Here is a 23127-nt window from a genome sequence, read left to right as displayed (position 1 = left end):
TCGGCGGCGGCCCGATCCAGATACGGTTGCGGCGGATCGAGGCTCCACGTCAGTGGCTACATACCCGTCGGCGAAATGAAGCGAGCGCCGTGGCATCCATTGTAAAAAGCTTGTTCGTGTCGGTGCGCGCGAGATAGGAAAGATAATAGCTGGCGCATGACGGACACTCCGCTGGAAGCGGCCACGAGCCGTTTCGTTCGACCCGTGCAGTGGATTCGATCGTAGCGGGGCCAAAAAAGACCCACTATATCGCCGGCGTGAAGTTGGGTATCGCACCGGCGCGAGTTGTCAGCGTTATTTTGACCGTCGAAGGTTACGGCTGTGCGCCGCAGCAAACGCGAGTCGAACCTTAGCCTAACCAGACTCACGCGCGGCGCCACCCGAAGACGGCGCAAACACGCTGGGTAACCGGGCCAACGGCGTTCGACGGAACGCGGCGGCACGGCGAGCGTGCCGTCGCATCGCGTTCGAACGGCTTTGCACGGCAAGCATGAAGCGGAGAAACGAATGACGATGGAGCAAGCGGTCAACGAGCCGAAAAGAACGATGCTGGTGAAGCACGCGGACGTACTGGTCACGATGGACGGCGCGAGGCGCGAACTGCGCGACGGCGGCCTGTATATCGAGGACAACCGCATCGTCGCGGTCGGCCCGACGGCGGAGTTGCCGTCAAGCGCCGACGAGGTGCTGGACATGCGCGGTCAACTGGTGATTCCGGGGCTCGTCAACACGCATCACCACATGTATCAGAGCCTGACGCGCGCGCTGCCCGCCGCGCAGAACGCCGAGCTGTTCGGCTGGCTGACGAATCTCTACAAGGTGTGGGCGAACCTCACGCCGGAAATGATCGAAGTCTCGACGTTGACCGCGATGGCGGAGCTGTTGCTCTCCGGCTGCACGACCTCGAGCGATCACTTGTATATCTACCCGAACGGCAGCCGGCTCGACGACAGCATCGCGGCCGCGCGCCGGATCGGCATGCGTTTTCACGCGGCCCGCGGCAGCATGAGCGTGGGCCGCAAAGACGGCGGCTTGCCGCCGGATTCGGTGGTGGAACGTGAAGCGGACATCTTGCGGGACACGCAGCGACTGATCGAGACGTATCACGACGAAGGGCGTTACGCGATGCTGCGTATCGTGGTCGCGCCATGCTCGCCGTTTTCCGTGAGCCGCGATCTGATGCGCGAATCGGCGGTCATGGCAAGGCAATACGGCGTGTCGCTGCACACGCATCTCGCGGAAAACGTCAACGACATCGCGTACAGCCGCGAGAAGTTCGGCATGACGCCGGCCGAATATGCGGAAGACCTCGGCTGGGTCGGCCATGACGTTTGGCACGCGCACTGCGTGCAACTCGACGAAACCGGCATCGAACTATTCGCGCGCACCGGCACGGGCGTCGCGCACTGTCCGTGCTCGAACATGCGGCTCGCGTCGGGCATCGCGCCGGTCAAGCGGATGCGTCTTGCGGGCGTGCCGGTGGGATTGGGCGTCGACGGTTCGGCATCGAACGACGGCGCGCAGATGATCGCGGAAGTGCGTCAGGCGCTGCTGTTGCAGCGAGTCGGTTTCGGCCCGGATGCGATGACCGCGCGCGAAGCCCTGGAAATCGCGACGCTCGGCGGCGCGCAGGTGCTCGGTCGCGACGACATCGGCGCCTTGGCGCCGGGCCTGGCGGCGGACTTCGTATCGTTCGATCTGCGTCAGCCGCTCTTCGCGGGCGCGTTGCACGACCCGGTCGCGGCGCTGGTGTTCTGCGCGCCGTCGCAGGTGAGCTACAGCGTGATCGGCGGCAGGGTAGTCGTGAAGGACGGACGGTTGACGACGCTGGAACTCGGACCGGTCATCGAGCGGCACAACCGCTTGGCGCGGACGCTTTACGAGGCGGCGGCGTAAAACCGCAAGAACGGCAAGCGATGTTATCGGCATGCATGCAGCCTGGATGCCGATAGCGGAGCGCCAGGGTTTCAGGGCTTGTCGATCAACGTCCGGGTCGCCTCGGCGACCAGACCGCGCAGCCAGCGTACTTCGTCGGAGTAGTGCACGCGTTCGTGCCACAACTGGTAGTACTGCATCGGCGGGAAATCGAGCGGGGCGGGCACCACGGTGAGCGGCAGGAACTTCGCGTAGTAATCGGCAAAGAGACGCGTTGTCGTGAAGATCAGATCGGACTTGATCAGCACATACGGCGCCAGGTTGAAGTACGGCAACGTGACGACCACGTGACGCTTCAGGCGCTCACGCGCGAGGTGCACGTCGATCGCGCCGCGCTGGCCCACCGAATACGGAGTCGGCGCGAGATGCGGTGCATTGAGGTACTGGTCGAGCGTGAGCCCGCCGCGTTTGGCGAACGGATGCGCGTTGCTCATCAGGCAGACGATCTGATCGACGAACAGATTCGACAGATGCAATTGCTCCGGCGGCTCGGGCCAGTTGCCGACCACGATGTCGAGCTTGCCGTCCTCGAGCGCGAGTTCATAGTCGAAGGCGGGGCCGAGCGAATGGAATTCGAGCGTCGCGTTCGGCGCGGCCTGGCGAAAGCGTTCGACCACTGTCGGCACGAACAGCACGTTCAGGTAGTCCGGGCAGCCGATGCGATAGCAGCGGATCGAGGTCGCCGGATCGAAGTTGTGCTGCTGGAACTTGATGCGCTCGATTTCGCGCAGCGCGTTCTGCACCGGTTCGAGCAGGCGCAGGCCGTATTCGGTCGGCACCATGCCGGATTTGCCGCGCACCAGCAGCGGGTCGCCGGTGATGTCGCGCAAACGGCGCAGCGCGGCGCTGATGGCGGGTTGCGATTGATTCAGCTTGACGGCGGCGCGTGTCACGCTGCGCTCCATCAAGAGGGTGTGCAAGACGCGTAGCAGGTAGGTATCGATCGCCTCGCGTTGCTGGCTCATGACTTCTCCGAAATATATGTTCTGGCTGATCGAATGGGCGTGTGGGTATATGCGTTTTAATATGGACGAAAAACCGCGTCAAGGGTGGCATACCCGCAAAGCAAGCAGTGGCGCGGGTTTGCGGGAATTTTGAAGGCTCGACTGGGTGGGTCGAATTAGGTATCGTCATCCGGTTGTGGTGACGGATCGTCTGCCGGCAAGGCGGGCGGACGCGTTGTAACCGGCAGTCACCGACGTACTACGGAAACACATGAGCGACTCTTCTTATAGCGACGGCGCCGCCGCGCAGCCGGCAACGACGCCGGAACAGGCGGCGCCCCGGCTGGTGCTCGAGGGCATCACCAAACAGTACCCGGCCGTGCGCGCCAACGACGACGTCACGTTGATCGTCGCGCCGGGTGAAATCCATGCGGTGCTCGGCGAAAACGGCGCCGGCAAGAGCACGCTGATGAAGATCATCTACGGCGCGGTGCGGCCCGACGCCGGCGAGATTCGCTGGGAAGGCGAGGCGGTCGAGATCGCGAGTCCGGCGGCGGCGCGCAAGCTCGGCATCGGCATGGTGTTCCAGCACTTTTCGCTGTTCGAGACGCTCACGGTCGGCGAAAACATCGCGCTCGCGCTCGACGAGCCCTTCGACCTGAAGACGCTGTCCAAACGTATTCGCGAAGTCTCCGCCGATTACGGCCTCGACATCGACCCGCAGCGTCACGTGCATAGCCTGACGGTGGGCGAGCGGCAACGCGTGGAGATCGTGCGCTGTCTGTTGCAGAACCCGCGCCTGCTGATCATGGACGAACCGACTTCGGTGCTCACGCCGCAAGCGGTGCGCAAGCTGTTCGAGACGCTGCGGCGGCTCGCCGCCGAAGGCTGCAGCATTCTCTACATCAGCCATAAGCTCGACGAGATCCAGGAACTGTGCGACACCGCCACCGTGATGCGCGGCGGCCGCGTGACCGGTCACGTGAAGCCGAAAGAGGAAACGCATGCGTCGCTCGCGCAGTTGATGGTCGGTCATTCGCTGCCGGATTACACGCGTCGTGAGCACAAGCCGGGCGCGGTGCTGCTCGACGTGCAACGGTTGTCGGTGACGAGCGACGATCCGTTCGGCACCTCGCTCGAGAACGTGTCGTTCGGCGTGCATGCCGGCGAGATATTCGGCATCGCGGGCGTGTCGGGCAACGGGCAGGCCGAATTGCTGTCGGCGCTATCGGGCGAAAAGCGCGGTGTGCGCGCCGATGCGGTCACGATCTGCGGCAAGCCGGCGGGGCGGCTCGGCGCGGGCGCGCGGCGCGCGCTCGGCTTCGGCTTCGTGCCGGAAGAGCGGCTGGGTCGCGGCGCGGTGCCGGCGATGACGCTGTCGGAGAACGCGCTGCTCACCGCGCATCGGCAGCAGATGGTGAATTCCGGCTGGATCAAGGCGGGCGCGATGCGCGCGTTCGCGAGGCGCTGCATCGAAGCTTTCGACGTGCGCTGCGGCGGCTCGGAAGCGTTGGCGCAAAGTCTTTCGGGCGGCAATCTGCAGAAATACATCATGGGCCGCGAGATATTGCAGTCTCCCAAGGTGCTGGTGGTCGCGCAGCCGACCTGGGGCGTCGACGTCGGCGCGGCGGCGTTCATTCGTCAGCAGTTGCTGGATTTGTCGGCGCGCGGCGTGGCGATCCTGGTGATCTCCGAGGAACTGGAGGAACTGTTCGACATCTGCGACCGGATCGCGGTGCTCGCGCGCGGCAAGCTCTCGCCGGTGCGCGCCACCGGCGCGACCAACGCCGAGGAAATCGGCCGCTGGATGGCGGGCCTGTTCGGCGACCGCGAGGGCGCGGCGCCTTCGGCGGAACAGCCGGCGCACGCCTGAAGCGGATCGGCACCGCTAGAACCCAACATAACGACACGCTACCCATGATTCTTCCGTATCGACTCGAAGCACGCACCACGCCCTCGCGCGCGATGCAGCTTGCCGTGCCGCTGATCGCCGCGTTGCTCACGCTCGCGATCGGCTTTCTGATCTTCGGCCTCGTCGGCCGTGATCCGCTGCAGGCAATGCACGCGTTTTTCATCGAGCCGCTTGCCAGCGTGAACGGTTGGTCCGAACTGCTGCTGAAAGCGTCGCCGCTGTGCCTGATCGGCCTCGGCCTCGCGATCGGCTATCGCGCCAACGTCTGGAACATCGGCGCGGAAGGGCAGATGCTGCTGGGCGGCATCGCCGCGAGCGGCGTCGCGATCTATTTCGATCAGGCCACCGGCTGGTGGATTCTGCCGACCATGATGGCGGCCGGCGTGCTCGGCGGCATGGCGTGGGCCGCCATTCCCGCGCTGCTCAAAAGCCGCTTCAACACCAACGAGATTCTGGTCAGCCTGATGCTCACGTATGTGGCGACGCAATTGCTGATCTATCTGGTGAGCGGCCCGTGGCGCGATCCGCAAGGCATGAATTTCCCGCTCTCCGAAATGTTCGGCGGCGACGCGCTGTATCCGACTTTTTCCGGCGACTGGCACTGGAAATGGCTGCGCGGCACGCGTCTGAACGCGTCGCTGTTCGTCACGCTGATCGCGATTCCGCTCGTGTGGCTGTTCATGCGCAAGAGCTTCGCGGGCTACCGGATGAACGTCGGCGGTCTCGCCCCGCTCGCCGCGCGCTACGCCGGTTTCTCCGACAAGAAAACCATCTGGACGTCGCTGCTCATCAGCGGCGGCCTCGCGGGCCTCGCCGGCATGGGCGAGATTTCCGGCCCGATCGGCCAGTTGCAGGCCACGTGGTCGCCGGGCTATGGCTTCACCGCGATCATCGTCGTGTTCGTCGGACGGCTGCATCCGCTCGGCATCGTGCTCGCGAGCCTGCTGATGGCGCTGCTGTACCTCGGCGGCGAAGCGGTGCAGACCTCGATGCAGTTGCCGCAGGCGCTCTCCGGCGTGTTCCAGGGGCTTCTGCTGTTCTGCCTGCTGGGCGCCGACCTGTTCGTGAACTACCGCGTGCGCCGCCGTTCGCTGGCGCCGCAGGTTCACTGATCGGCTCACTCGCTCATTCGCCGATTGGCTCGCTGATCGGCTGACTCATTGGCTCACTGATTTTTCACGCCGGATCTCATGGATATTCAACAAGCCAGCGCGCTCACCTCGGGCGCCGTCACCGCCGCGATTCCGCTGATGTTCGCGGGCGCGGGCGAACTCGTCACCGAGAAGTCGGGCGTTCTGAACCTCGGTGTCGAAGGCATGATGCTGATGGGCGCGGTGACCGGCTACGCGGTCACCGCGATCACCGGCAACCCGTGGCTCGGCGTGCTCGCCGCGATCGGCGCGGGTCTCGCGATGTCGCTGCTGTTCGCGTTCCTCACGCTCACGATGCTCGCCAACCAGGTCGCCACCGGCTTGTCGCTGACGATCTTCGGCATCGGCCTGTCCGCCTATGTCGGCAAGCCGTACACGTCGGCCGCCGTGCGCGAGACGATCGGAACGTGGACCATTCCCGGCCTCTCGAAGATTCCGGTCATCGGTCCCGCGTTCTTCAGCCTCACGCCGCTCGACTATCTCGCGTTCCTGATGTTCGCCGTGATCGGCTGGTTCCTCTATCGCACGCGCGCGGGCCTCGTGCTGCGCTCGGTCGGCGAATCGCCGCAAGTCGCGCATTCGGTCGGCTTTCCGGTGGTCGGCGTGCGCTACGGCGCGGTGGCCTTCGGCGGCGGCATGGCGGGACTCGCGGGCGGCTATTACTCGATCGTCAATCTGCATTTGTGGCAAGAACAGCTGACCTCCGGCCGCGGCTGGATCGCGCTCGCGCTGGTGGTGTTCGCGACGTGGCGGCCGGGTCGTCTGCTGATCGGCGCGCTGCTGTTCGGCGCCGTGACGGGCCTGCAGTTTTACGCGCAGGCGATCGGCGTGCCCGTGCCGACGCAATTCCTCGCGATGCTGCCGTACGTCGCGACGGTCGTCGTGCTGGTGCTGATTTCGCGCAACCCGAACACCATTCGCCTGAATGCGCCAGCATCGCTCGGCAGGCCGTTTTTCTCGGCGGGCTGATTGCGCAGCCAGGCGCACGTTTCATTGATTCGACACACTCACATTCGACAGACACGACAGGAGAAAACATGAAGAGAAGCAATCTGCTGACCGCTTTCGCGGGGGGCGCGGCGTCGCTGGCGCTGGGGGCGGCGTTGAGCGCGCCGCTCGCGCAAAGCGCGCAGGCCGCGGAGGCGCCGGGCGTTGCGTTCGTCTACCTGGGCAATCCGGGCGATGCCGGCTGGACCTTCGCGCACGATCAGGGCTCGAAGGAAGCCGAAGCGAAGTTCGGCGGCAAGGTCAAGATCACCCGCATCGAGAACGTGCCCGAATCGGCCGACTCCGAGCGCGTGTTCCGCGATCTGGCGAACAAGGGCAACAAGATCATCATCGGTTCGAGCTTCGGCTACCAGGATTTCGAACTCAAGGTCGCGAAAGATTTTCCCGACACCGTGTTCCTGCACGCAACCGGCTACAAGAAGGCGCCGAACTTCGGCACCTACGACGTGCGCATGTATCAGGGCGCGTATCTGGCCGGCGTCGCCGCGGGCTACGTGACGAAGACCAACACGCTCGGCTTCGTCGCCTCGGTGCCGATTCCCGAGGTGATCCGCAACATCAACGCGTACACGCTCGGCGCGCGCTCGGTGAATCCGAAGGTGCATACCAAGGTCATCTGGATCAATAGCTGGTTCGATCCGGGCAAGGAGAAGCAGGCCGCTGAAACGCTGATCGGCCAGGGCGCCGACGTGCTGCTGCAAAACACCGATTCGAGCGCCACGCTCGCGACCGCATCGGCCAAGCACGTGCACGCGTTCGGCTGGGATTCGAACATGAAGAAGTTCGGGCCCGACGCGCACCTCGGTTCGGTGGTCGCGCACTGGGGCGTGTATTACAACGCGGCGATCCAGCAGGTGCTGGACGGCAAGTGGAAGAACGATCCGGTGTGGTGGGGGATTCCGCACAAGGCCGTGGATCTCGAAGACCTGAACACGTCGGCGCTGCCGGCCGACGCGCAGAAGAAGGTCGCCGCGAAGCGCGACGAACTGGCGGGCGGCAAGTGGGACGTGTTCGCGGGCCCGATCAAGGATCAGGCGGGCGCGGTGAAGGTGCCGGCCGGCAAGACGCTGACCGATCCCGAACTGCAACGTCTGAACTGGTATGTGGAAGGCGTGGACGGCTCGCTGCCGAAATAAATAAGCCAGGGGCTCGCGACCGACGCGCGTGGTGATCGGCGCGCAAGCGCTTTTAGCACGCTGTGCAAGGAGCTGCGTCCAATGCGGACGCAGCTTTTTTCGTTTCGGCGCTTCGGGTTTTGCGTAGCAGGCAAGCGCAACGCCGCGTTACTCGATACGCAAGCCGACCTTGATGGTCACCTGCCAGTAAGCGACTTTGTCGTCCTCGATCTGGCCCCGCGTTTCCGTGACTTCGAACCAGTGCAGGTTGCGCAAGGTTTTCGACGCTCTGGCGATCGCGGTGCTGATGGCGTCGTCGATCGATTTGGTCGACGAACCCGTGAGTTCGATCTGCTTGTAGACGTGGTCTGACATGAACTTCCTCCTTTCCTCTTCGTGGGTGTCCAAAAAGTATAGGCAACGGATCGCGCGCGCCGCCGGCACCGTTCGCCGTTCGAACGAGCGTTGTCGCACGTCGCGTACCCGATAAATGGGACGGGTGGCGAACGCGAGGCCAGGCGGGCCATTCGCCACGCCTTCGTGGACGCGCGGCCCGCGCCGCGCGGCGCTGAGGCCCGGCCGTAGGCCGCGCGCGCAGGTTAAATTCGCGATAACCTGCTAAAATATGCGGTTTTTCGCCGATATCACATTCAAAGGGACGCGCCGTGCTGTCTACCGCCAATATCACCATGCAATTCGGGCCAAAGCCCCTCTTCGAGAACATCTCGGTCAAATTCGGGGAAGGGAACCGCTATGGCCTGATCGGTGCGAACGGCTGCGGTAAATCCACCTTCATGAAGATTCTGGGTGGCGATCTGGAGCCGAGCTCGGGCAACGTGATGCTCGAGCCGAACGTGCGCCTCGGTAAATTGCGCCAGGACCAGTTCGCTTATGAAGACGTGCGCGTGCTCGACGTCGTGATGATGGGCCACACCGAAATGTGGGCCGCGATGACCGAGCGCGACGCGATCTACGCGAACCCCGACGCCACCGACGACGACTACATGCACGCCGCCGAACTCGAAGCGAAGTTCGCCGAGTACGACGGCTATACGGCCGAGGCGCGCGCGGGTGAGCTGCTGCTCGGCATCGGCATCGCGATCGAAGACCACGACGGCCCGATGAGCAACGTGGCGCCGGGCTGGAAACTGCGCGTGCTGCTCGCGCAGGCGCTGTTCTCGAAGCCGGACGTGCTGCTGCTCGACGAGCCGACCAACAACCTGGACATCAACTCGATCCGTTGGCTGGAAGACGTGCTGAACCAGTACAACTCGACGATGATCATCATCTCGCACGATCGCCACTTCCTGAACCAGGTCTGCACGCACATGGCGGACATGGATTACGGCACGCTGAAGGTCTATCCGGGCAATTACGACGACTACATGCTGGCGAGCACGCAGGCGCGCGAGCGTCAGCAGAACGCCAACGCGAAGGCGAAGGAACGTGTGGCCGATCTGCAGGACTTCGTGCGCCGCTTCTCGGCCAACAAGTCGAAGGCGCGCCAGGCCACCAGCCGTCTGAAGATGATCGACAAGATCAAGATCGAGGAATTCAAGCCGTCGTCGCGGCAGAACCCGTTCATTCGCTTCGAGTACGAGAAGAAGCTGCACAACATCGCGGTGGTCGCCGAGCGCATCACGAAGAAGTACGAGCGCACCATCTTCAACGACTTCAGCATCAGCGTGCAGCCGGGCGAGCGGATCGCGATCATCGGCGAGAACGGCGCGGGCAAGACCACGCTGCTGCGCGCGCTGCTCGGCAAGCTGCAACTCGACCACGGCACCGTGAAGTGGGCCGAGAACGCGAACGTCGGCTACATGCCGCAGGATACCTACGAGGAATTTCCCGACGACGTCACGCTGATGGACTGGATCGACACGTACCGCAAGGAAGGCGACGACGAGCAGATGGTGCGCGGCACGCTCGGCCGGCTGCTGTTCAATGCGGACGATATCCGCAAGTCGGTGAAGGTGCTGTCCGGCGGCGAGAAGGGCCGCATGATCTGGGGCAAGCTGATGCTGGGCCGCCACAACGTGCTGCTGATGGACGAGCCGACCAACCACATGGACATGGAGTCGATCGAATCGCTGCAAATCGCGCTCGACAAGTTCGAAGGCACGCTGATTTTCGTCTCCCACGACCGGGAGTTCGTGAGCGGACTGGCGAATCGCATCATCGAAGTGAAGACCAACGGCACGCTGAACGACTTTGGCGGCAACTATGAAGATTTCCTGTTGAGCCAGGGCGTGCAGTAAGGTTTTCAAGCCTCTCGCCCAAGCGTCATGTGACACCGCCAGGCCCGCTTCCTCGAAGCGGGCTTTTTTCATGGCCCGAAGATTGCACACCGTCAGGCATCGCAGCGCTGACTAGAATGGAAAGATCAATCCCGAGCCACGGACGGACCATCATGAAGACCTACGACAAGCTCTATATCGACGGCAAATGGATCGCGCCGTGCGGCACCGGCACGATCGACGTGATCGACTCGGGCACCGAGGAGATCATGGGCCGCATCCCGGAAGGCATCGAAGCCGATGCGGAAAACGCGATTGCCGCCGCGCGCGTCGCCTTCGACGCCTGGGCCGCGACGCCGCCCGCCGAACGCGGCGACTATCTGCGCAAGATCGCAGCGAACCTGAAGGCGCGCACCGACGAACTGGCCGCGCTGATCGCCGGCGAAGTCGGCATGCCGTTGAAACTCGCGCGCGCGATTCAGGTGGGCAGCCCGATCTACAACTGGGGTGCCTACGCGAAGCTCGCAGCGGAGTTCCAGTTCGAGGAGCGCGTCGGCAATTCGCTGGTGGTGCGCGAGCCGGTCGGCGTGGTGGCGGCGATCACGCCGTGGAACTATCCGCTCAACCAGATCACGCTGAAGGTCGCCGCGGCGCTCGCCGCGGGCTGCACGGTGGTGCTCAAGCCGTCGGAGGTCGCGCCGTTGAATGCGTTCGTGCTCGCCGAGGCGATCCACGAAGCCGGCTTGCCGGCCGGCGTGTTCAATCTGGTGAGCGGTTACGGACCGGTGGTGGGCGAGGTGCTCGCGAGCCATCCGTCGGTCGACATGGTGTCGTTCACCGGTTCGACGCGCGCCGGCAAGCGGGTGTCCGAGCTGGCGTCGGCGACGGTCAAGCGCGTTGCGCTCGAACTCGGCGGCAAATCGGCCTCGGTCATCCTCGACGATGCGAATTTCGCGGCGGCGGTGAAGGGCACCGTCGACGCATGCTTCCTGAACTCCGGACAAACCTGCTCCGCCCACACGCGCATGCTGGTGCCCGAGGCGCGCTACGACGAAGCGCGCGCGCTCGCGAAGCAGGCCGCCGAGGCGTACGTCGCCGGCGATCCGCACAACGAGACGACCCGGCTCGGACCGTTGGCTTCGGCGCTCCAGCAGTCGCGTGTGCAGCAATACATCGCGAAGGGCGTCGAGGAGGGCGCTGAACTCGTGACCGGCGGGACGGGTCTGCCGGATGGTTTATCCAGAGGCTTTTTCGTGAAGCCGACGGTATTCGGCCGCGTGCATCCGAAGGCGACGATCGCGCAAGAGGAAATCTTCGGCCCGGTGCTCTCGATCCTCACATACAAGGACGAGGAAGAAGCCGTGCGAATCGCCAATGACTCACCCTATGGACTCGGCGGCGCGGTATGGGCCGGCAGCGATGAGCGCGCGGCCGGCGTCGCGCGGCGCATTCGCACAGGGCAGGTCGACATCAACGGCGGAGCGTGGAATATGGCCGCGCCGTTCGGCGGTTTCAAGCAGTCGGGGTTCGGGCGCGAGAACGGCGTCTATGGACTCGACGAATACCTCGAGTTCAAATCCATGCAATTCAAGCTGTGATCCGCATGACCGGCGTCAACTAGGCATCACAAGCGCTGAAGTCGCGAACAGGCTCGTTGATCCAGCGCAACGCAAGCCGCACCCGACGGTCGATTATCTGCGTTTCGATAGTCACCGCTCGGGGCGCCATGCTCACTTCTCATTCCTTTCCACCGCTCATCATCCGCGGCCGCTCGTTACTGCCTATCGTGCAGGGCGGCATGGGCGTCGGTATCTCCGCCCATCGCCTTGCCGGCAGCGTTGCCCGCGAGGGCGCGCTCGGCACCATCGCCAGCATCGACTTGCGCCATCACCATCCCGACTTGCTCGAACGCTGCGCTCAGTCGCCGGACCGGGCGACTCTGGAGCAGGCGAATCTGACCGCGCTGGCCCGCGAGATTCATGCCGCGAAGGCACTCAGCGAAGGCCGCGGCATGATCGCCGTGAACGTGATGAAGGCAGTCAGCGCGCAGGCGGACTACGTGCGCGTCGCGTGCGAGAGCGGCGCGCACGCAATCGTCATGGGTGCGGGTCTGCCGCTCGATTTGCCGGATATGACCCAAGGCCACGACATCGCGCTGATTCCGATTCTCTCGGATAGCCGCGGCGTCGCGCTCATGCTGAAGAAGTGGATGAAAAAAGGCCGCTTGCCCGACGCCGTGGTGATCGAACATCCGGCGCACGCAGGCGGCCATCTCGGCGTCACCCATCTTGCCGACATGCACGATCGACGCTTCGACTTCGTGCGCGTTCTCGAGGAACTCGAGACGGTCTTCACCTCGCTCGGCCTGAAGCGTGACGACGTACCGCTGATCGTCGCGGGCGGCATCAATAGTCATGAAGCGGTGCGCGAACTGCTCGACGCCGGGGCGAACGGCGTGCAACTCGGCACGCCGTTCGCCGTCACCGAGGAAGGCGACGCGCATCCGAACTTCAAGCGCGTGCTGGCCGAAGCCGCGCCCGAGGACATCGTCGAATTCGTCAGCGTGACGGGGCTGCCCGCGCGTGCCGTGAAGACGCCTTGGCTGGTGCGCTATCTGCGCCAGGAAACGAAGATCCGCGAGAAGGTCGGCGCGCTCAAACATGCCTGTCCGACCGCGCTCGAATGCCTGAGCGTGTGCGGCTGGCGCGACGGTATCGAGAAGTTCGGCCACTTCTGCATCGACACGCGGCTCGCCGCGGCATTGCGCGGCGACGTCGCCAACGGCCTGTTCTTCCGCGGCCGCGAGGCCTTGCCGTTCGGCTCGGCCATTCGCAGCGTGCACGATCTGATCGAACTGCTGCTGACCGGCGCAACGCGACCGTCGGTCGCAGGGCGCTGGGCGTTTTTCCTGGGTTGATACCGGTCAACGTAGGGGCTGACGAGAGCTTCGACAATCCCCATGTCCACACCAACAAGAGGGGAATCACATGAAGCACTCGTACAGAAACGTTCTCGGGCTGAGCATCAAGGCCGCCGCCGTCGCGGCGAGCCTGTTATGCGCGGGCCTTCTCGCGCCGCAGGCGCAGGCCGCGGGCGATGATCCGATCAGCGGCATTCACGCCGGCGACGTGCTGGTGCGTTTGCGCGCGATCAGCATCATGCCGAACGTGGACACCACGCAATCGCTGTCGGCGCTCAACGTGGGCGTGAACAACGCGATCGTGCCGGAACTGGATCTGACTTACATGATCCGCGATTATCTCGGCGTCGAGCTGATTCTCGCCACGTCGCGCCATCAACTGACGTCGAGCCTCGGCAATCTCGGCGGCGTGAACGTGTTGCCGCCCACGCTGCTGCTGCAATATCACTTCAATCATGCCGGGCGCATTCGCCCCTATGTCGGCGCGGGCATCAACTACACGCTGTTCTATAACAACGGCGCGAACGTGGGCGGCCAGCCGATCTCGGTCACCAATCACAGCTTCGGCCCCGCGTTGCAGGCGGGCGTGGACGTGCAGGTGACCAGGTCGCTGTTCGTCAACGCGGACATCAAGAAGATCTGGATGCATACGGATGCGTCGCTCGGCGGTCAGTCGCTTGGCCGCTTGAGCATCGATCCGGTGATCGTGGGGTTGGGTGTCGGCATGCGGTTCTGAGCGCCACCGCCAGGAAGAGGGAGCGGGAGAGGGACTACAGCTTGTCGTTCTGAAAGCGCATGGCGGTGCCGTCCTGCTCGATCCGTACCCACACCGCGCGCTTTTCCTCGTCGCTCAGAAACACCCAGTTGGAGACCTCGGTGGCGGTGCGGCCGCAGCCTTTGCACACCTCGTCGAAGAGCGTGGAGCAGACGCCGATGCAGGGGCTGTCGGGTAGGTCATGGAGATTCGAAGCCATCGGAAACCTTGGGGCGAAGAAGCGAAGTTCCGCTATGTTAAACGATGCGGCGCGCGCCCCTTGCCCCGCTTTCAGCGCGCGATGCTGTAGCCGATGCGCGCCATCCAGTGCTGGCGGTTGTTGTAATCCAGCAGATCCTCGCCATAACCGTTGAAATAGCCGACCCACAGATAGCCGCCCCACGCGCTGCCCAGCAGTTTGGCGAGCGGATAGGTGAATTGCGTGTCGATGCTGCCGTACCAGTGCCTGGTGCCCTTGCGCAGGGTGGTCGCGAGTTGCCAGCCGTCCGGGCTGCCGTATTTGACCAGCAGGTCGACGTAGCCGCGATAGTCGGCGATGTCGGGGTTGCTGCTCTTGCCGAGGTAGTAATAGATTTTCGGCGAGACGCTCAGGTGATTGCCCGTCAGATCGCCGAATTCCCACGTCGGCCGGATAAAAGGCATGTTGATGCTGCGCGAGTCCGCGCCGCCTTTGCCGTTCGATTCGTGGCTCAGCCCCGCGGCGAACCCCATGCGCGTGAACCACGAACTGCGCCAGCCCGTGTCCGGCACGTAGTAGAAGAATTGCGGACTATAAGTCGTATCGCGGAACGGCCGCGAGTCGGCGGACAGGTTCCAGATCGAGGTCTGCGTATAGGCGAAATAGACGTTGTCGAGAAAGGCTTTCGAGCGCAGGTCGTCCGGCATCATGAGGCGGTATTTGAAGCTGAATTGCAGCCGCGCGTTCGTGTCGCCGTTGTGGCCGGCGGCGATGTACATCGGGTCGTAGTAGGAGACGTGGGCGAGCACGCCGCGTCCGGGCGTGGCGAGCGAGTCGCCGGGCGGCGACATCGCGTCGCCGGTCGGGCCGTCGACCGCCGCCGCGGTGGCCGCGGCTTGCGCCGGGGTGCTCGCCTGGCTTTCCGTGCGTTCGGCCTGGGCGATCGCGATCTGTTGCGGCCCGCGGTTGATTGCGACGAGTGCCGGCGAAGCGTCGAAGCCGACCGGATCGATCCGCACTTCGCCGCGCGCCCACTCGGGCCACGGCGCGGAGAAGCGGACCTTGCGGAACTGGCCGGGCCTCAGGCGCAGCGTGTCGGGCACGCCCGCTTCGCGCTGCAAGTCGAGCGGTTGCGGCGATCGTTCGGCGCCGTTCAGTCTCACGCGGATCGTCGGCGGCACGGTGACGGTGAGGGGTTTGGCGTCGTCGGCGGAATAGAGCAGCGTGATTTGCAACGGCTCGGTGGCGGCGGCCACGCGCGCCGGCTGCAGCATGGCGACGGTCGCCCGGGCCTCGCGCGGCGTGGCCGCGGTTGCGGCAATGACGACGATGGCGAGGAACGGAAACAGCGGCGCGAAGGGTGACGTGCGGCTTGATGTGCGGCTTGACGTGCGCGCGCTGGCACGGCGAGTTCGAGGTGACTTGAGACGGGCGAGGCGATTGAGCGAAACGGCGAAACGCATGGGCTGTCGTCCAGGGAGCAAGGGCAGCGGGCGAAACGGCGCGGCGGGTGTCGAATCGCGACAGGGCACCGGCACGCCGGAACGCACGCGCGGAAGCGCGAGGGCGCGAACGTGGCACAAAAAGGCAGCGGCGCGATGCGCGGCCGCTGCCGCGAGCTTGAGGCCCTGGCCGGCGGGGCGCGGGCCGAGGGCGGCATCGCCGATTATGGCGAAATACTCAGGCGATGCTCGCCAATTTACTTCATCCGGAGCCGGGGGCGCGAAAAGGTCGCGTGGGTTGGTTGATGGTCGAGCCTTGGGGCGTGGCTTCGTAGCGCGGCTTCAGAGGCCGGTTTCATAGCGCGGCTTCGTAGCTTGGCTTCACAACCCGACTTCATAGCCCGGCTTCTTAGCCGACTTCATGGCCCGGCTTCGCAACCCGACTTCACAGCCGACTTCACAGCCGACTTCACAGCCGGCTTCAAGCCGACTTCATGGCCCGGCTTCATAGCCGGCTTCACAGCCCGGCTTCAAAGCCAAGCTTCATCACCCACACCATCAACCCGCTTCATTCTCCGAACGCCAACTGCCACAGCAGCGTGCCGTTGATCACGAGGATCAGCGTGGCGCACAGCCACGCCAGCACGAGCGGCACGCCGCGCACGCGCCAGTCGCCCATCAGCCCGGCGTTCGACGTGTAGCGGATCAGCGGCACCACCGCGAGCGGCAACTGCAGACTCAGCACCACCTGGCTTGCCACCAGCAATTGATTCGACCCGTGCTGGCCGAACAGCGCGACCGCGAAGAGCGCCGGTCCGATCGCCAGCGCGCGGGTGAGCAGCGCGCGCTTCCAGCGCGGCAGGCGGATGCGCAAAAAGCCTTCCATCACCGCCTGACCGGCCAAGGTGCCGGTGACGGTCGCGCTCAAGCCGCACGCGAGCAGCGCCGCCGCGAACAGGATGCTGGCCCAGGGCGTGCCGACCAGCGGCGCGATCAGCCGGTGGGCGTCGGCGAGATCGGTGATGTCGCGATGGCCGTTCGCATGGAACACCGCAGCCGACACGATCAGCAGCGCCGCGTTGATCACGAAGGCAAACGAAAGGGAAGCGAAGGTGTCGATATTGACGACGTGCAACGCGGCCTTGATCTCGGGGTCGCTGCCGCCCGGCGCGTGCTGCTTGACGAGCGCGGAGTGCAGATAGAGGTTGTGCGGCATCACCGTCGCGCCGACGATGCCCGCCGCCAGCCACACCATGCCCGCATTGCGCAGCAACTCGGCGCTCGGCACCGTGCCGGCCAGCGCGGCGTGCCAGTCGGGATCGGCCAGCGCCAGTTCCACCACGAAACACAGGCCGACGAAACCGATCAGCGTCGCGATCACCGCTTCGAGCTTGCGGCCGCCTTTCTGCTGGAGCGCGAGGAGCGCGAACGTGCAGACCGCCGACATCAGCACGCCGACCGTCAGCGAGACGCCCAGCAGCAATTGCAACGCGACGGCGCTGCCGACCACCTCCGCGACGTCGCACGCGATGATCGCGACCTCGCTCGTGAGCCATAGGAACAGCGTGCCGCGCCGGCCGGTGCGCTCGCGGCAGACCTGCGCGAGATCGCGCCCGGTCACGACGCCGAGGCGCGAGGACAGCCATTGCAGCAGCATCGCCATCAGGCTCGACAGCAGCACCATGCCGAGCAGCCGATAGCCGTAGCCCGCACCGGCGCCGAGCGCGGTCGCCCAGTTGCCCGGATCGACATAGCCGACCGCGATCAGCGCGCCCGCGCCGACGAACGAAAACCAATGCGCTGGACGTGCCGGCCCGCCATCCGGCAGACGAGGGCGGCGATTGGGGCGCAACGCGAATGGATTGGTGTTCATCGATGCCCTGAGCGTAAAGACTGCATGGCTTCGCAAGCCACGTGCCCGCGGCGGGTCGGGCACGCGGGGGCGGCGAGAGGTCCGGCGCGGCCGCGGGATTGCCGGCGCGTTGTCGTTCGGATCTCTGGCAGCTATTGTGCGCCGACGAACGCGAGGCGGCTCGCGCTTGCCGAGACGCTAGCCGGTTCGCATAAAGACGCGCGAACGGCGCGGGAATCGACGCGGGAACCGACGCTGGAACGATGGAGGAACGGCGCACGAACCGACGCGGGAACGACGCACGAACCGACGCGCAAACGGCGCACAACCCGCCTCTCCGCCGGCCGCTTCCAACGAGAGCGACGCAAGCCCCGAACGCCGCGACCGGAGCAAGAGAAGGCCGCGCCGCCGCCGTCGATCTTTTTTTCGGGTGGACAGGCGCCGATAACCCGCTAAAATTGCGCGCAATTTTCCAGCGCGCGGCTTACGCTGTACCGTTTGCGCGACAGGCGGGCATTTTTTTTGGACCGCGCAATAATTGATGGTAGTTTTCGGATTTTTCAGGGGAGCCGTGTGCGCTGTGCCGCGGCATGGGTGGCGACGGTCGGCTCGCGCCGGCCACGATCGGAGAACGGAATGAAAAGACGGGTAGTGGGGCAAGTGGCGGCGCTGGTCTTGTGCGCGGCGCCGTGGTTGACGGCCGTTGCGAAGGATACGCAACTGAACGTGTATAACTGGTCCGATTACATCGCCAAGGACACCATTCCGAACTTCACCAAGCAGAGCGGCGTCCAGGTCAAATACGACAACTACGACAGCGACGACACGCTGCAAGCCAAGCTCCTCACCGGCAATTCCGGCTACGACATCGTCGTGCCGACCAGCAATTACGCCGGCAAGCAGATCGCCGCGGGCATCTTTTCACCGCTCGACAAATCGAAGCTGCCGAACCTCAAGTACCTCGACCCCTCGCTGATGGCGCTCGTCGCCGGCGCCGATCCGGGCAACAAGTACACGGTGCCCTGGGCTTACGGCACGACCGGCCTCGGCTACAACGTCACCAAGGTCCAGCAGATTCTCGGCAAGAACGTGCCGCTCGATAACTGGGACGTGCTCTTCAAGCCGGAAAACATCTCGAAGCTGAAGGCCTGCGGCGTGTCCGTGCTCGACGCGCCGGACCAGATGTTCGCCGCCGCGCTGCACTACATCGGCAAGGATCCGATGAGCACGAACCCGGCCGACTACCGCGCCGCGCTCGCGATGTTGAAGAAGATCCGTCCGTACATCACGCAGTTCAACTCGTCGGGCTACATCAACGACCTGGTCGGCGGCGACGTCTGCTTCGCATACGGCTGGTCGGGCGACGTGGTGATCGCGAAGCACCGCGCGGCCGAAGCGAAGAAGGCCTACAAGATCGAGTACTACATTCCGAAGGGCGGCGCCCCGGTGTGGTTCGACGTGATGGCGATTCCGAAGGATGCGAAGAACAAGGAAGCCGCGCACGAGTGGATCAACTACATCGAAACGCCGCAGGTTCACGCCGCGATCACCAATGCCGTCTACTACCCGAGCGCGAACCTCGAGGCGCGCAAGTACGTGGACAAGGACGTGGCGAGCGACCCGGCCGTGTATCCGCCGCCCGACGTCATCAAGACGCTGTTCCTGCTGAAGCCGCTGCCGCCGGAAGTCCAGCGGCTGCAAACGCGGCTGTGGACTGAATTCAAGTCCGGCCGCTGACCCGCGGCTTCCATGAACGGGTAAGCATCATCATGAAGCCCTCGGTGTTCACCGGGGGCTTTGTTCGTCAAACGCCGGAGTAAAGCATTGTGATGAGTAGTGACCAGTCGGGCGCGCTGGCAGGGTCGGCCGCGCCGTCGCCGGGCCTTAACGCCGCTACGGGCGACGCAGCCGATAACTTCGTCCAGATCGTCGATGTCGTGAAGAAGTTCGGCGAGACCGTGGCGCTCAAGGGGGTCAACCTGTCGGTGAAGAAGGGCGAGCTGTTCGCGCTGCTCGGCAGTTCCGGTTGCGGCAAGTCGACCTTGCTGCGCATGCTGGCCGGCCTCGAAAGCGTGACCTCGGGCAAGATCCTGATCGACGGCGAGGATCTCGCGCAATTGCCGCCGTACCGTCGGCCGGTCAACATGATGTTCCAGTCGTACGCGCTGTTTCCGCACATGACCGTGGAGACGAACGTCGCCTTCGGTCTGAAGCAGGAAGGCGTGCCGAAAGCGGAGCTCAAGGATCGCGTGCAGGCCGCGCTCGATCTCGTGCAGATGGGCCGCTTCGCGAAGCGCAAGCCGCATCAGCTTTCCGGCGGTCAACAGCAGCGCGTGGCGCTCGCGCGATCGCTCGTCAAGCGGCCGAAGCTGCTGCTGCTCGACGAGCCGATGTCCGCGCTCGACAAGCAGATCCGTCAGCGCACGCAGATCGAACTGGTCAACATTCTCGACAAGGTGGGCGTGACCTGCATCATGGTCACGCACGATCAGGAAGAGGCGATGACGATGGCGAGCCGCCTCGCCGTGATGAGCGAAGGCGAGATCGTGCAGCTCGGCACGCCGCATGAGGTGTACGAGTATCCGAACAGCCGTTTTTCGGCGGAGTTCATCGGCTCGACCAATCTGTTCGACGGCCATACCGTCGAGGACGAGCCCGATCATGTGTTCATCGAAACGTCCGACCTGTCGTGCCGGCTGTACGTGAATCACGGCATCACCGGTCCGCTCGGCATGCCGGTGACGATCTCGGTGCGGCCCGAGCGCATCGCGCTCACGCGCAAGCCGCCCGAGGGCGCGTACAACTGGGGCAAGGGCGTCGTCACGAATATCGCTTACATGGGCGGCTATTCGCTGTATCACGTGAAGCTCGAAGCCGGCAAAACGGTGATCGCGAACGTGACGAGCCTTGCGTTGACGGAAATCGATCCGCCTACCTGGGGCGACGAAGTGTATGTGCGCTGGAGCGCATCGGCCGGCATGGTGCTGACGTCATGAAGCGCCCGCTCAATGCCTTCGCAAGCTGGCCGGTGCGCCGCTTCAATCTGACCGGGCGCACCGCGGTGGTGGCCGGCCCGTTCATCTGGCTGCTGCTGTTTTTTCTGGTGCCGTTCCTGCTGGTCGTGAAGATCAGCTTCGCCGATTTGCAGCTTGGCATTCCGCCCTACACGGAGTTGACGAACTTCGCGGAAGGCGCGCTTCGCATCACGCTCGACTTCTCGCATTACGCGTTTCTGCTCACCGACAGCCTCTATTTCGCGACCTATGTGAATTCGGTGGTGGTCGCCGCGATTTCGACGGTGCTGTGTTTGCTGATCGGCTATCCGATGGCGTATTACATCGCGCGCTCGAATCCGGCGAGCCGGAATCTGCTGATGATGGCCGTGATGCTGCCGTTCTGGACGTCGTTTCTGATTCGCGTGTATGCGTGGATCGGCATTCTGAAGAACAACGGCTTGCTGAATAACTTCCTGATGTCGATCGGCGTGATTCATACGCCGATCGAGCTGTATCACACGAATACCGCGGTGTATATCGGCATGGTGTATTCCTACCTGCCGTTTCTCGTCATGCCGCTGTACGCGCATCTGGTGAAGATGGACATGACCTTGCTGGAAGCCGCTTACGACCTCGGCGCGAGGCCGTGGAAAGCGTTCTGGCAGATCACCTTGCCGCTGTCGAAGAACGGCATCATCGCCGGTTGTCTGCTGGTGTTCATTCCGGCGGTGGGTGAGTACGTGATTCCCGAATTGCTCGGCGGCGCGAATACGCTGATGATCGGCCGCGTGATGTGGAATGAGTTCTTCGACAATGCCGATTGGCCGATGGCCTCCGCGGTGACGTGCGCGATGGTGTTGCTGTTATTGGTGCCGATGGCGTTTTTCCAGTACGCGCAGGCGAAGGCGATGGAGGAAAGGCGCTGATGAAGCCGAACCGGGTTTTGCAGTTCATTGCGTTGGGGCTGGGCTTTCTGTTTCTGTATGTGCCGATCGTGAGTCTGATCGTGTATTCGTTCAACGAATCGCAACTCGTGACGGTCTGGACGCGCTTTTCCACGCGCTGGTATGCGGCGTTGCTGCAGGATGAAGAACTGATCGCGGCGGCGTGGCTGTCATTGCGGGTGGCGTTGCTGACGGCGTTTGCGTCGGTGATCATCGGCACGTGGGCGGGCTTCGTGCTGGCGCGAATGGGACGGTTCCGCGGCTTTACGCTGTACACGGGGATGATCAATGCGCCGCTGGTGATTCCCGAGGTGATTCAGGGGATTTCGCTGCTGCTGCTGTTCATCGAAATGGCGAAGTGGTTCGGGTGGCCGGCGGGGCGTGGCATCTTCACGATCTGGATCGGGCATGTGATGCTGTGTATTTCGTATGTGGCGATCATCGTGCAGTCGCGTGTGAGGGAGTTGCATCCTTCTCTCGAAGAGGCCGCGCTGGATCTCGGGGCGACGCCGCTGCGGGTGTTTTTCTCCATTACGTTGCCGTTGATTTCGCAGGCGCTTGTTTCGGGGTGGTTGTTGTCGTTTACCTTGTCGATCGATGATCTGGTTTTGTCGGCATTCCTGTCCGGGCCTGGGTCGACTACGCTGCCGCTAGTGGTTTTTTCTCGCGTTCGGCTGGGGTTGAATCCTGAGATGAATGCGCTGGCTACTTTGTTTATTGCTGTGGTTACTGTTGGGGTTGTGGCGGTTAATTATTTTATGCAGCGGGCGGAGAGGAAGAGGGTTGTAGTGGGGTAGCCGGTTTTTTTTTGCCTTTTCGGCGGTTGGTTGGGTTGCTTGTGGTGGTGGGCTTTCCTTGTTGTCTTAGTGGTCTATTGGCGATGCCCCTGTGCGGGGCGGCACCTACTTTTCTTTGCCGGCCGCAAAGAAAAGTAGGCAAAAGAAAGCGGCTCACACCGCTAATTCTTAAGTGGGTCTCCTGGCTTGGAGGGGATCGTGGTGCATCTGGAATCCGTGCTCTCGCGCATTCCGCGCTGGTGACACAGCAGTCATTTTTCCGGCGGCGCTGCGCGCGCCGTCGCGGTGCTTCTTCCCTCCGTTTCGGCGTGTGGGCCAGGCGAAGCCGACGGCTCCCACGGCGGGAGAATTTCCATTGTTTTCCGGGGCAGACCCATTCTCGACGCACGCAGTGCGGGGAGCTAATGACGGCTTGGTCACTTACGCGAAATATGACCAACGGCCGGTCGCATCGATGCACGCAAATGGGAATGTCGCGTTGTTACCGAAACGGCTTTGCGCAGCAACGAGCGTCCATCGCAGCGGGCCATTCCCATGAAGCACCGCGACGGTGCCAGTAATCTGATGGCGCACCGAGGAACGGAGCAACTCGCCCGTTCCGTAAAGCGACGGCTAGCATGCAGCGCAGGCGGTTTGAAAAAGTACTGCTGCCCGCGAAACCTGCCCGCGGTTCAAATGAAGCACCGCGACGGCGCGCGCAGCGCCGCCGGAAGAATGACTGCTGTGTCACCAGCGCGGAATGCGCGAGAGCACCGATTCCAGATGCACCACTGCCCCCTCCAAGCCAGGAGACCCACTTAAGAATTAGCGGTGTGAGCCGCTTTCTTTTGCCTACTTTTCTTTGCGGCCGGCAAAGAAAAGTAGGTGTGTAGTGGTCCAATGACTCTGGACACCTCTAAAGGGGATAATCTCCAACCGAGG

General features: G+C 63.8%; 18 protein-coding genes. 13 read left to right on the top strand and 5 right to left on the bottom strand.

Going from position 1 to position 23127, the window contains the following annotated elements:
• Positions 1-507 precede the first annotated feature (507 nt).
• Complete coding sequence (locus ACTJLC_RS25030) at positions 508-1896, top strand: 8-oxoguanine deaminase (RefSeq protein WP_310133452.1); 1389 nt, start codon at positions 508-510, stop codon at positions 1894-1896.
• Between the two features lie 71 nt (positions 1897-1967).
• Here the strand turns inward: ACTJLC_RS25030 and ACTJLC_RS25025 are convergent, their stop codons facing one another.
• Positions 1968-2900, bottom strand: coding sequence for a LysR substrate-binding domain-containing protein (locus ACTJLC_RS25025; RefSeq protein ID WP_073428085.1), 933 nt, complete (start codon positions 2898-2900; stop codon positions 1968-1970).
• A 250-nt stretch (positions 2901-3150) separates the two neighbouring features.
• Here ACTJLC_RS25025 and ACTJLC_RS25020 point away from each other — a divergent pair, with 250 nt between their 5' ends.
• The 4 genes from ACTJLC_RS25020 to ACTJLC_RS25005 all read left to right on the top strand — a co-directional run bounded on the left by ACTJLC_RS25020 (position 3151) and on the right by ACTJLC_RS25005 (position 8086).
• Positions 3151-4752, top strand: a complete 1602-nt coding sequence (locus tag ACTJLC_RS25020; RefSeq protein WP_310124587.1) for an ABC transporter ATP-binding protein — start codon at positions 3151-3153, stop codon at positions 4750-4752.
• A gap of 44 nt (positions 4753-4796) precedes the next feature.
• On the top strand, positions 4797-5903 hold the full coding sequence (locus tag ACTJLC_RS25015) for an ABC transporter permease (protein WP_073428087.1): 1107 nt from the start codon (positions 4797-4799) through the stop codon (positions 5901-5903).
• A 78-nt stretch (positions 5904-5981) separates the two neighbouring features.
• Entirely contained in the window at positions 5982-6911 is a 930-nt protein-coding gene (locus tag ACTJLC_RS25010) for an ABC transporter permease (protein ID WP_440845530.1), read from the top strand.
• A 68-nt stretch (positions 6912-6979) separates the two neighbouring features.
• Complete coding sequence (locus tag ACTJLC_RS25005; RefSeq protein WP_073428089.1) at positions 6980-8086, top strand: BMP family ABC transporter substrate-binding protein; 1107 nt, start codon at positions 6980-6982, stop codon at positions 8084-8086.
• Between the two features lie 147 nt (positions 8087-8233).
• Here ACTJLC_RS25005 and ACTJLC_RS25000 read toward each other — a convergent pair whose 3' ends face one another.
• On the bottom strand, positions 8234-8440 hold the full coding sequence (locus ACTJLC_RS25000; RefSeq protein WP_073428090.1) for a dodecin: 207 nt from the start codon (positions 8438-8440) through the stop codon (positions 8234-8236).
• A gap of 290 nt (positions 8441-8730) precedes the next feature.
• On the opposite strand from ACTJLC_RS25000, the gene ACTJLC_RS24995 reads away from it, so the two are divergent.
• The 4 genes from ACTJLC_RS24995 (at position 8731) to ACTJLC_RS24980 (ending at position 13958) form a co-directional block, all read left to right on the top strand.
• On the top strand, positions 8731-10323 hold the full coding sequence (locus ACTJLC_RS24995; RefSeq protein ID WP_310133446.1) for an ABC-F family ATPase: 1593 nt from the start codon (positions 8731-8733) through the stop codon (positions 10321-10323).
• A 152-nt stretch (positions 10324-10475) separates the two neighbouring features.
• Entirely contained in the window at positions 10476-11900 is a 1425-nt protein-coding gene (locus tag ACTJLC_RS24990; RefSeq protein ID WP_440845527.1) for an aldehyde dehydrogenase family protein, read from the top strand.
• 128 nt (positions 11901-12028) lie between these two features.
• The gene (locus ACTJLC_RS24985) at positions 12029-13219 is read left to right on the top strand and encodes an NAD(P)H-dependent flavin oxidoreductase (RefSeq protein WP_073428093.1); all 1191 of its coding nucleotides are present in this window, start codon (positions 12029-12031) and stop codon (positions 13217-13219) included.
• 70 nt (positions 13220-13289) lie between these two features.
• The gene (locus ACTJLC_RS24980) at positions 13290-13958 is read left to right on the top strand and encodes an OmpW/AlkL family protein (RefSeq protein ID WP_073428094.1); all 669 of its coding nucleotides are present in this window, start codon (positions 13290-13292) and stop codon (positions 13956-13958) included.
• Positions 13959-13992: 34 nt separating this feature from the next.
• On the opposite strand, the gene ACTJLC_RS24975 is transcribed toward ACTJLC_RS24980, so the two are convergent.
• From ACTJLC_RS24975 to ACTJLC_RS24965, 3 genes are all read right to left on the bottom strand, one after another.
• Positions 13993-14196 (bottom strand): DUF1289 domain-containing protein, encoded by a 204-nt coding sequence (locus tag ACTJLC_RS24975; RefSeq protein WP_073428095.1) that lies wholly within the window; start codon positions 14194-14196, stop codon positions 13993-13995.
• A 71-nt stretch (positions 14197-14267) separates the two neighbouring features.
• A complete protein-coding gene (locus ACTJLC_RS24970; RefSeq protein WP_083083785.1) occupies positions 14268-15638 on the bottom strand; it encodes a phospholipase A in 1371 nt (456 codons plus the stop codon).
• Between the two features lie 547 nt (positions 15639-16185).
• A complete protein-coding gene (locus ACTJLC_RS24965; protein ID WP_073428097.1) occupies positions 16186-17490 on the bottom strand; it encodes an Nramp family divalent metal transporter in 1305 nt (434 codons plus the stop codon).
• A gap of 615 nt (positions 17491-18105) precedes the next feature.
• Here ACTJLC_RS24965 and ACTJLC_RS24960 point away from each other — a divergent pair.
• From ACTJLC_RS24960 to ACTJLC_RS24945, 4 genes are all read left to right on the top strand, one after another.
• Positions 18106-19206, top strand: a complete 1101-nt coding sequence (locus ACTJLC_RS24960) for a polyamine ABC transporter substrate-binding protein (RefSeq protein WP_073428098.1) — start codon at positions 18106-18108, stop codon at positions 19204-19206.
• 92 nt (positions 19207-19298) lie between these two features.
• Complete coding sequence (locus ACTJLC_RS24955) at positions 19299-20465, top strand: ABC transporter ATP-binding protein (protein WP_440845523.1); 1167 nt, start codon at positions 19299-19301, stop codon at positions 20463-20465.
• Complete coding sequence (locus tag ACTJLC_RS24950) at positions 20462-21391, top strand: ABC transporter permease subunit (RefSeq protein ID WP_310133431.1); 930 nt, start codon at positions 20462-20464, stop codon at positions 21389-21391. The genes ACTJLC_RS24955 and ACTJLC_RS24950 overlap by 4 nt, the downstream gene beginning before the upstream one ends.
• Positions 21391-22206 carry an ABC transporter permease subunit gene (locus tag ACTJLC_RS24945; RefSeq protein ID WP_114162564.1) on the top strand — a complete coding sequence of 272 codons (816 nt, stop codon included), beginning with the start codon at positions 21391-21393 and terminating at the stop codon, positions 22204-22206. Before ACTJLC_RS24950 ends, ACTJLC_RS24945 begins: the two co-directional genes overlap by 1 nt.
• The last annotated feature ends 921 nt before the right edge of the window (positions 22207-23127 follow it).

This window comes from Paraburkholderia sp. 22099 (assembly GCF_052045835.1).
In the GTDB taxonomy this organism is placed as follows: domain Bacteria; phylum Pseudomonadota; class Gammaproteobacteria; order Burkholderiales; family Burkholderiaceae; genus Paraburkholderia; species Paraburkholderia terricola.
The sequence above is the reverse complement of the archived record's forward strand: the minus strand, read 5'-3'. Positions and strand labels throughout refer to the sequence as shown.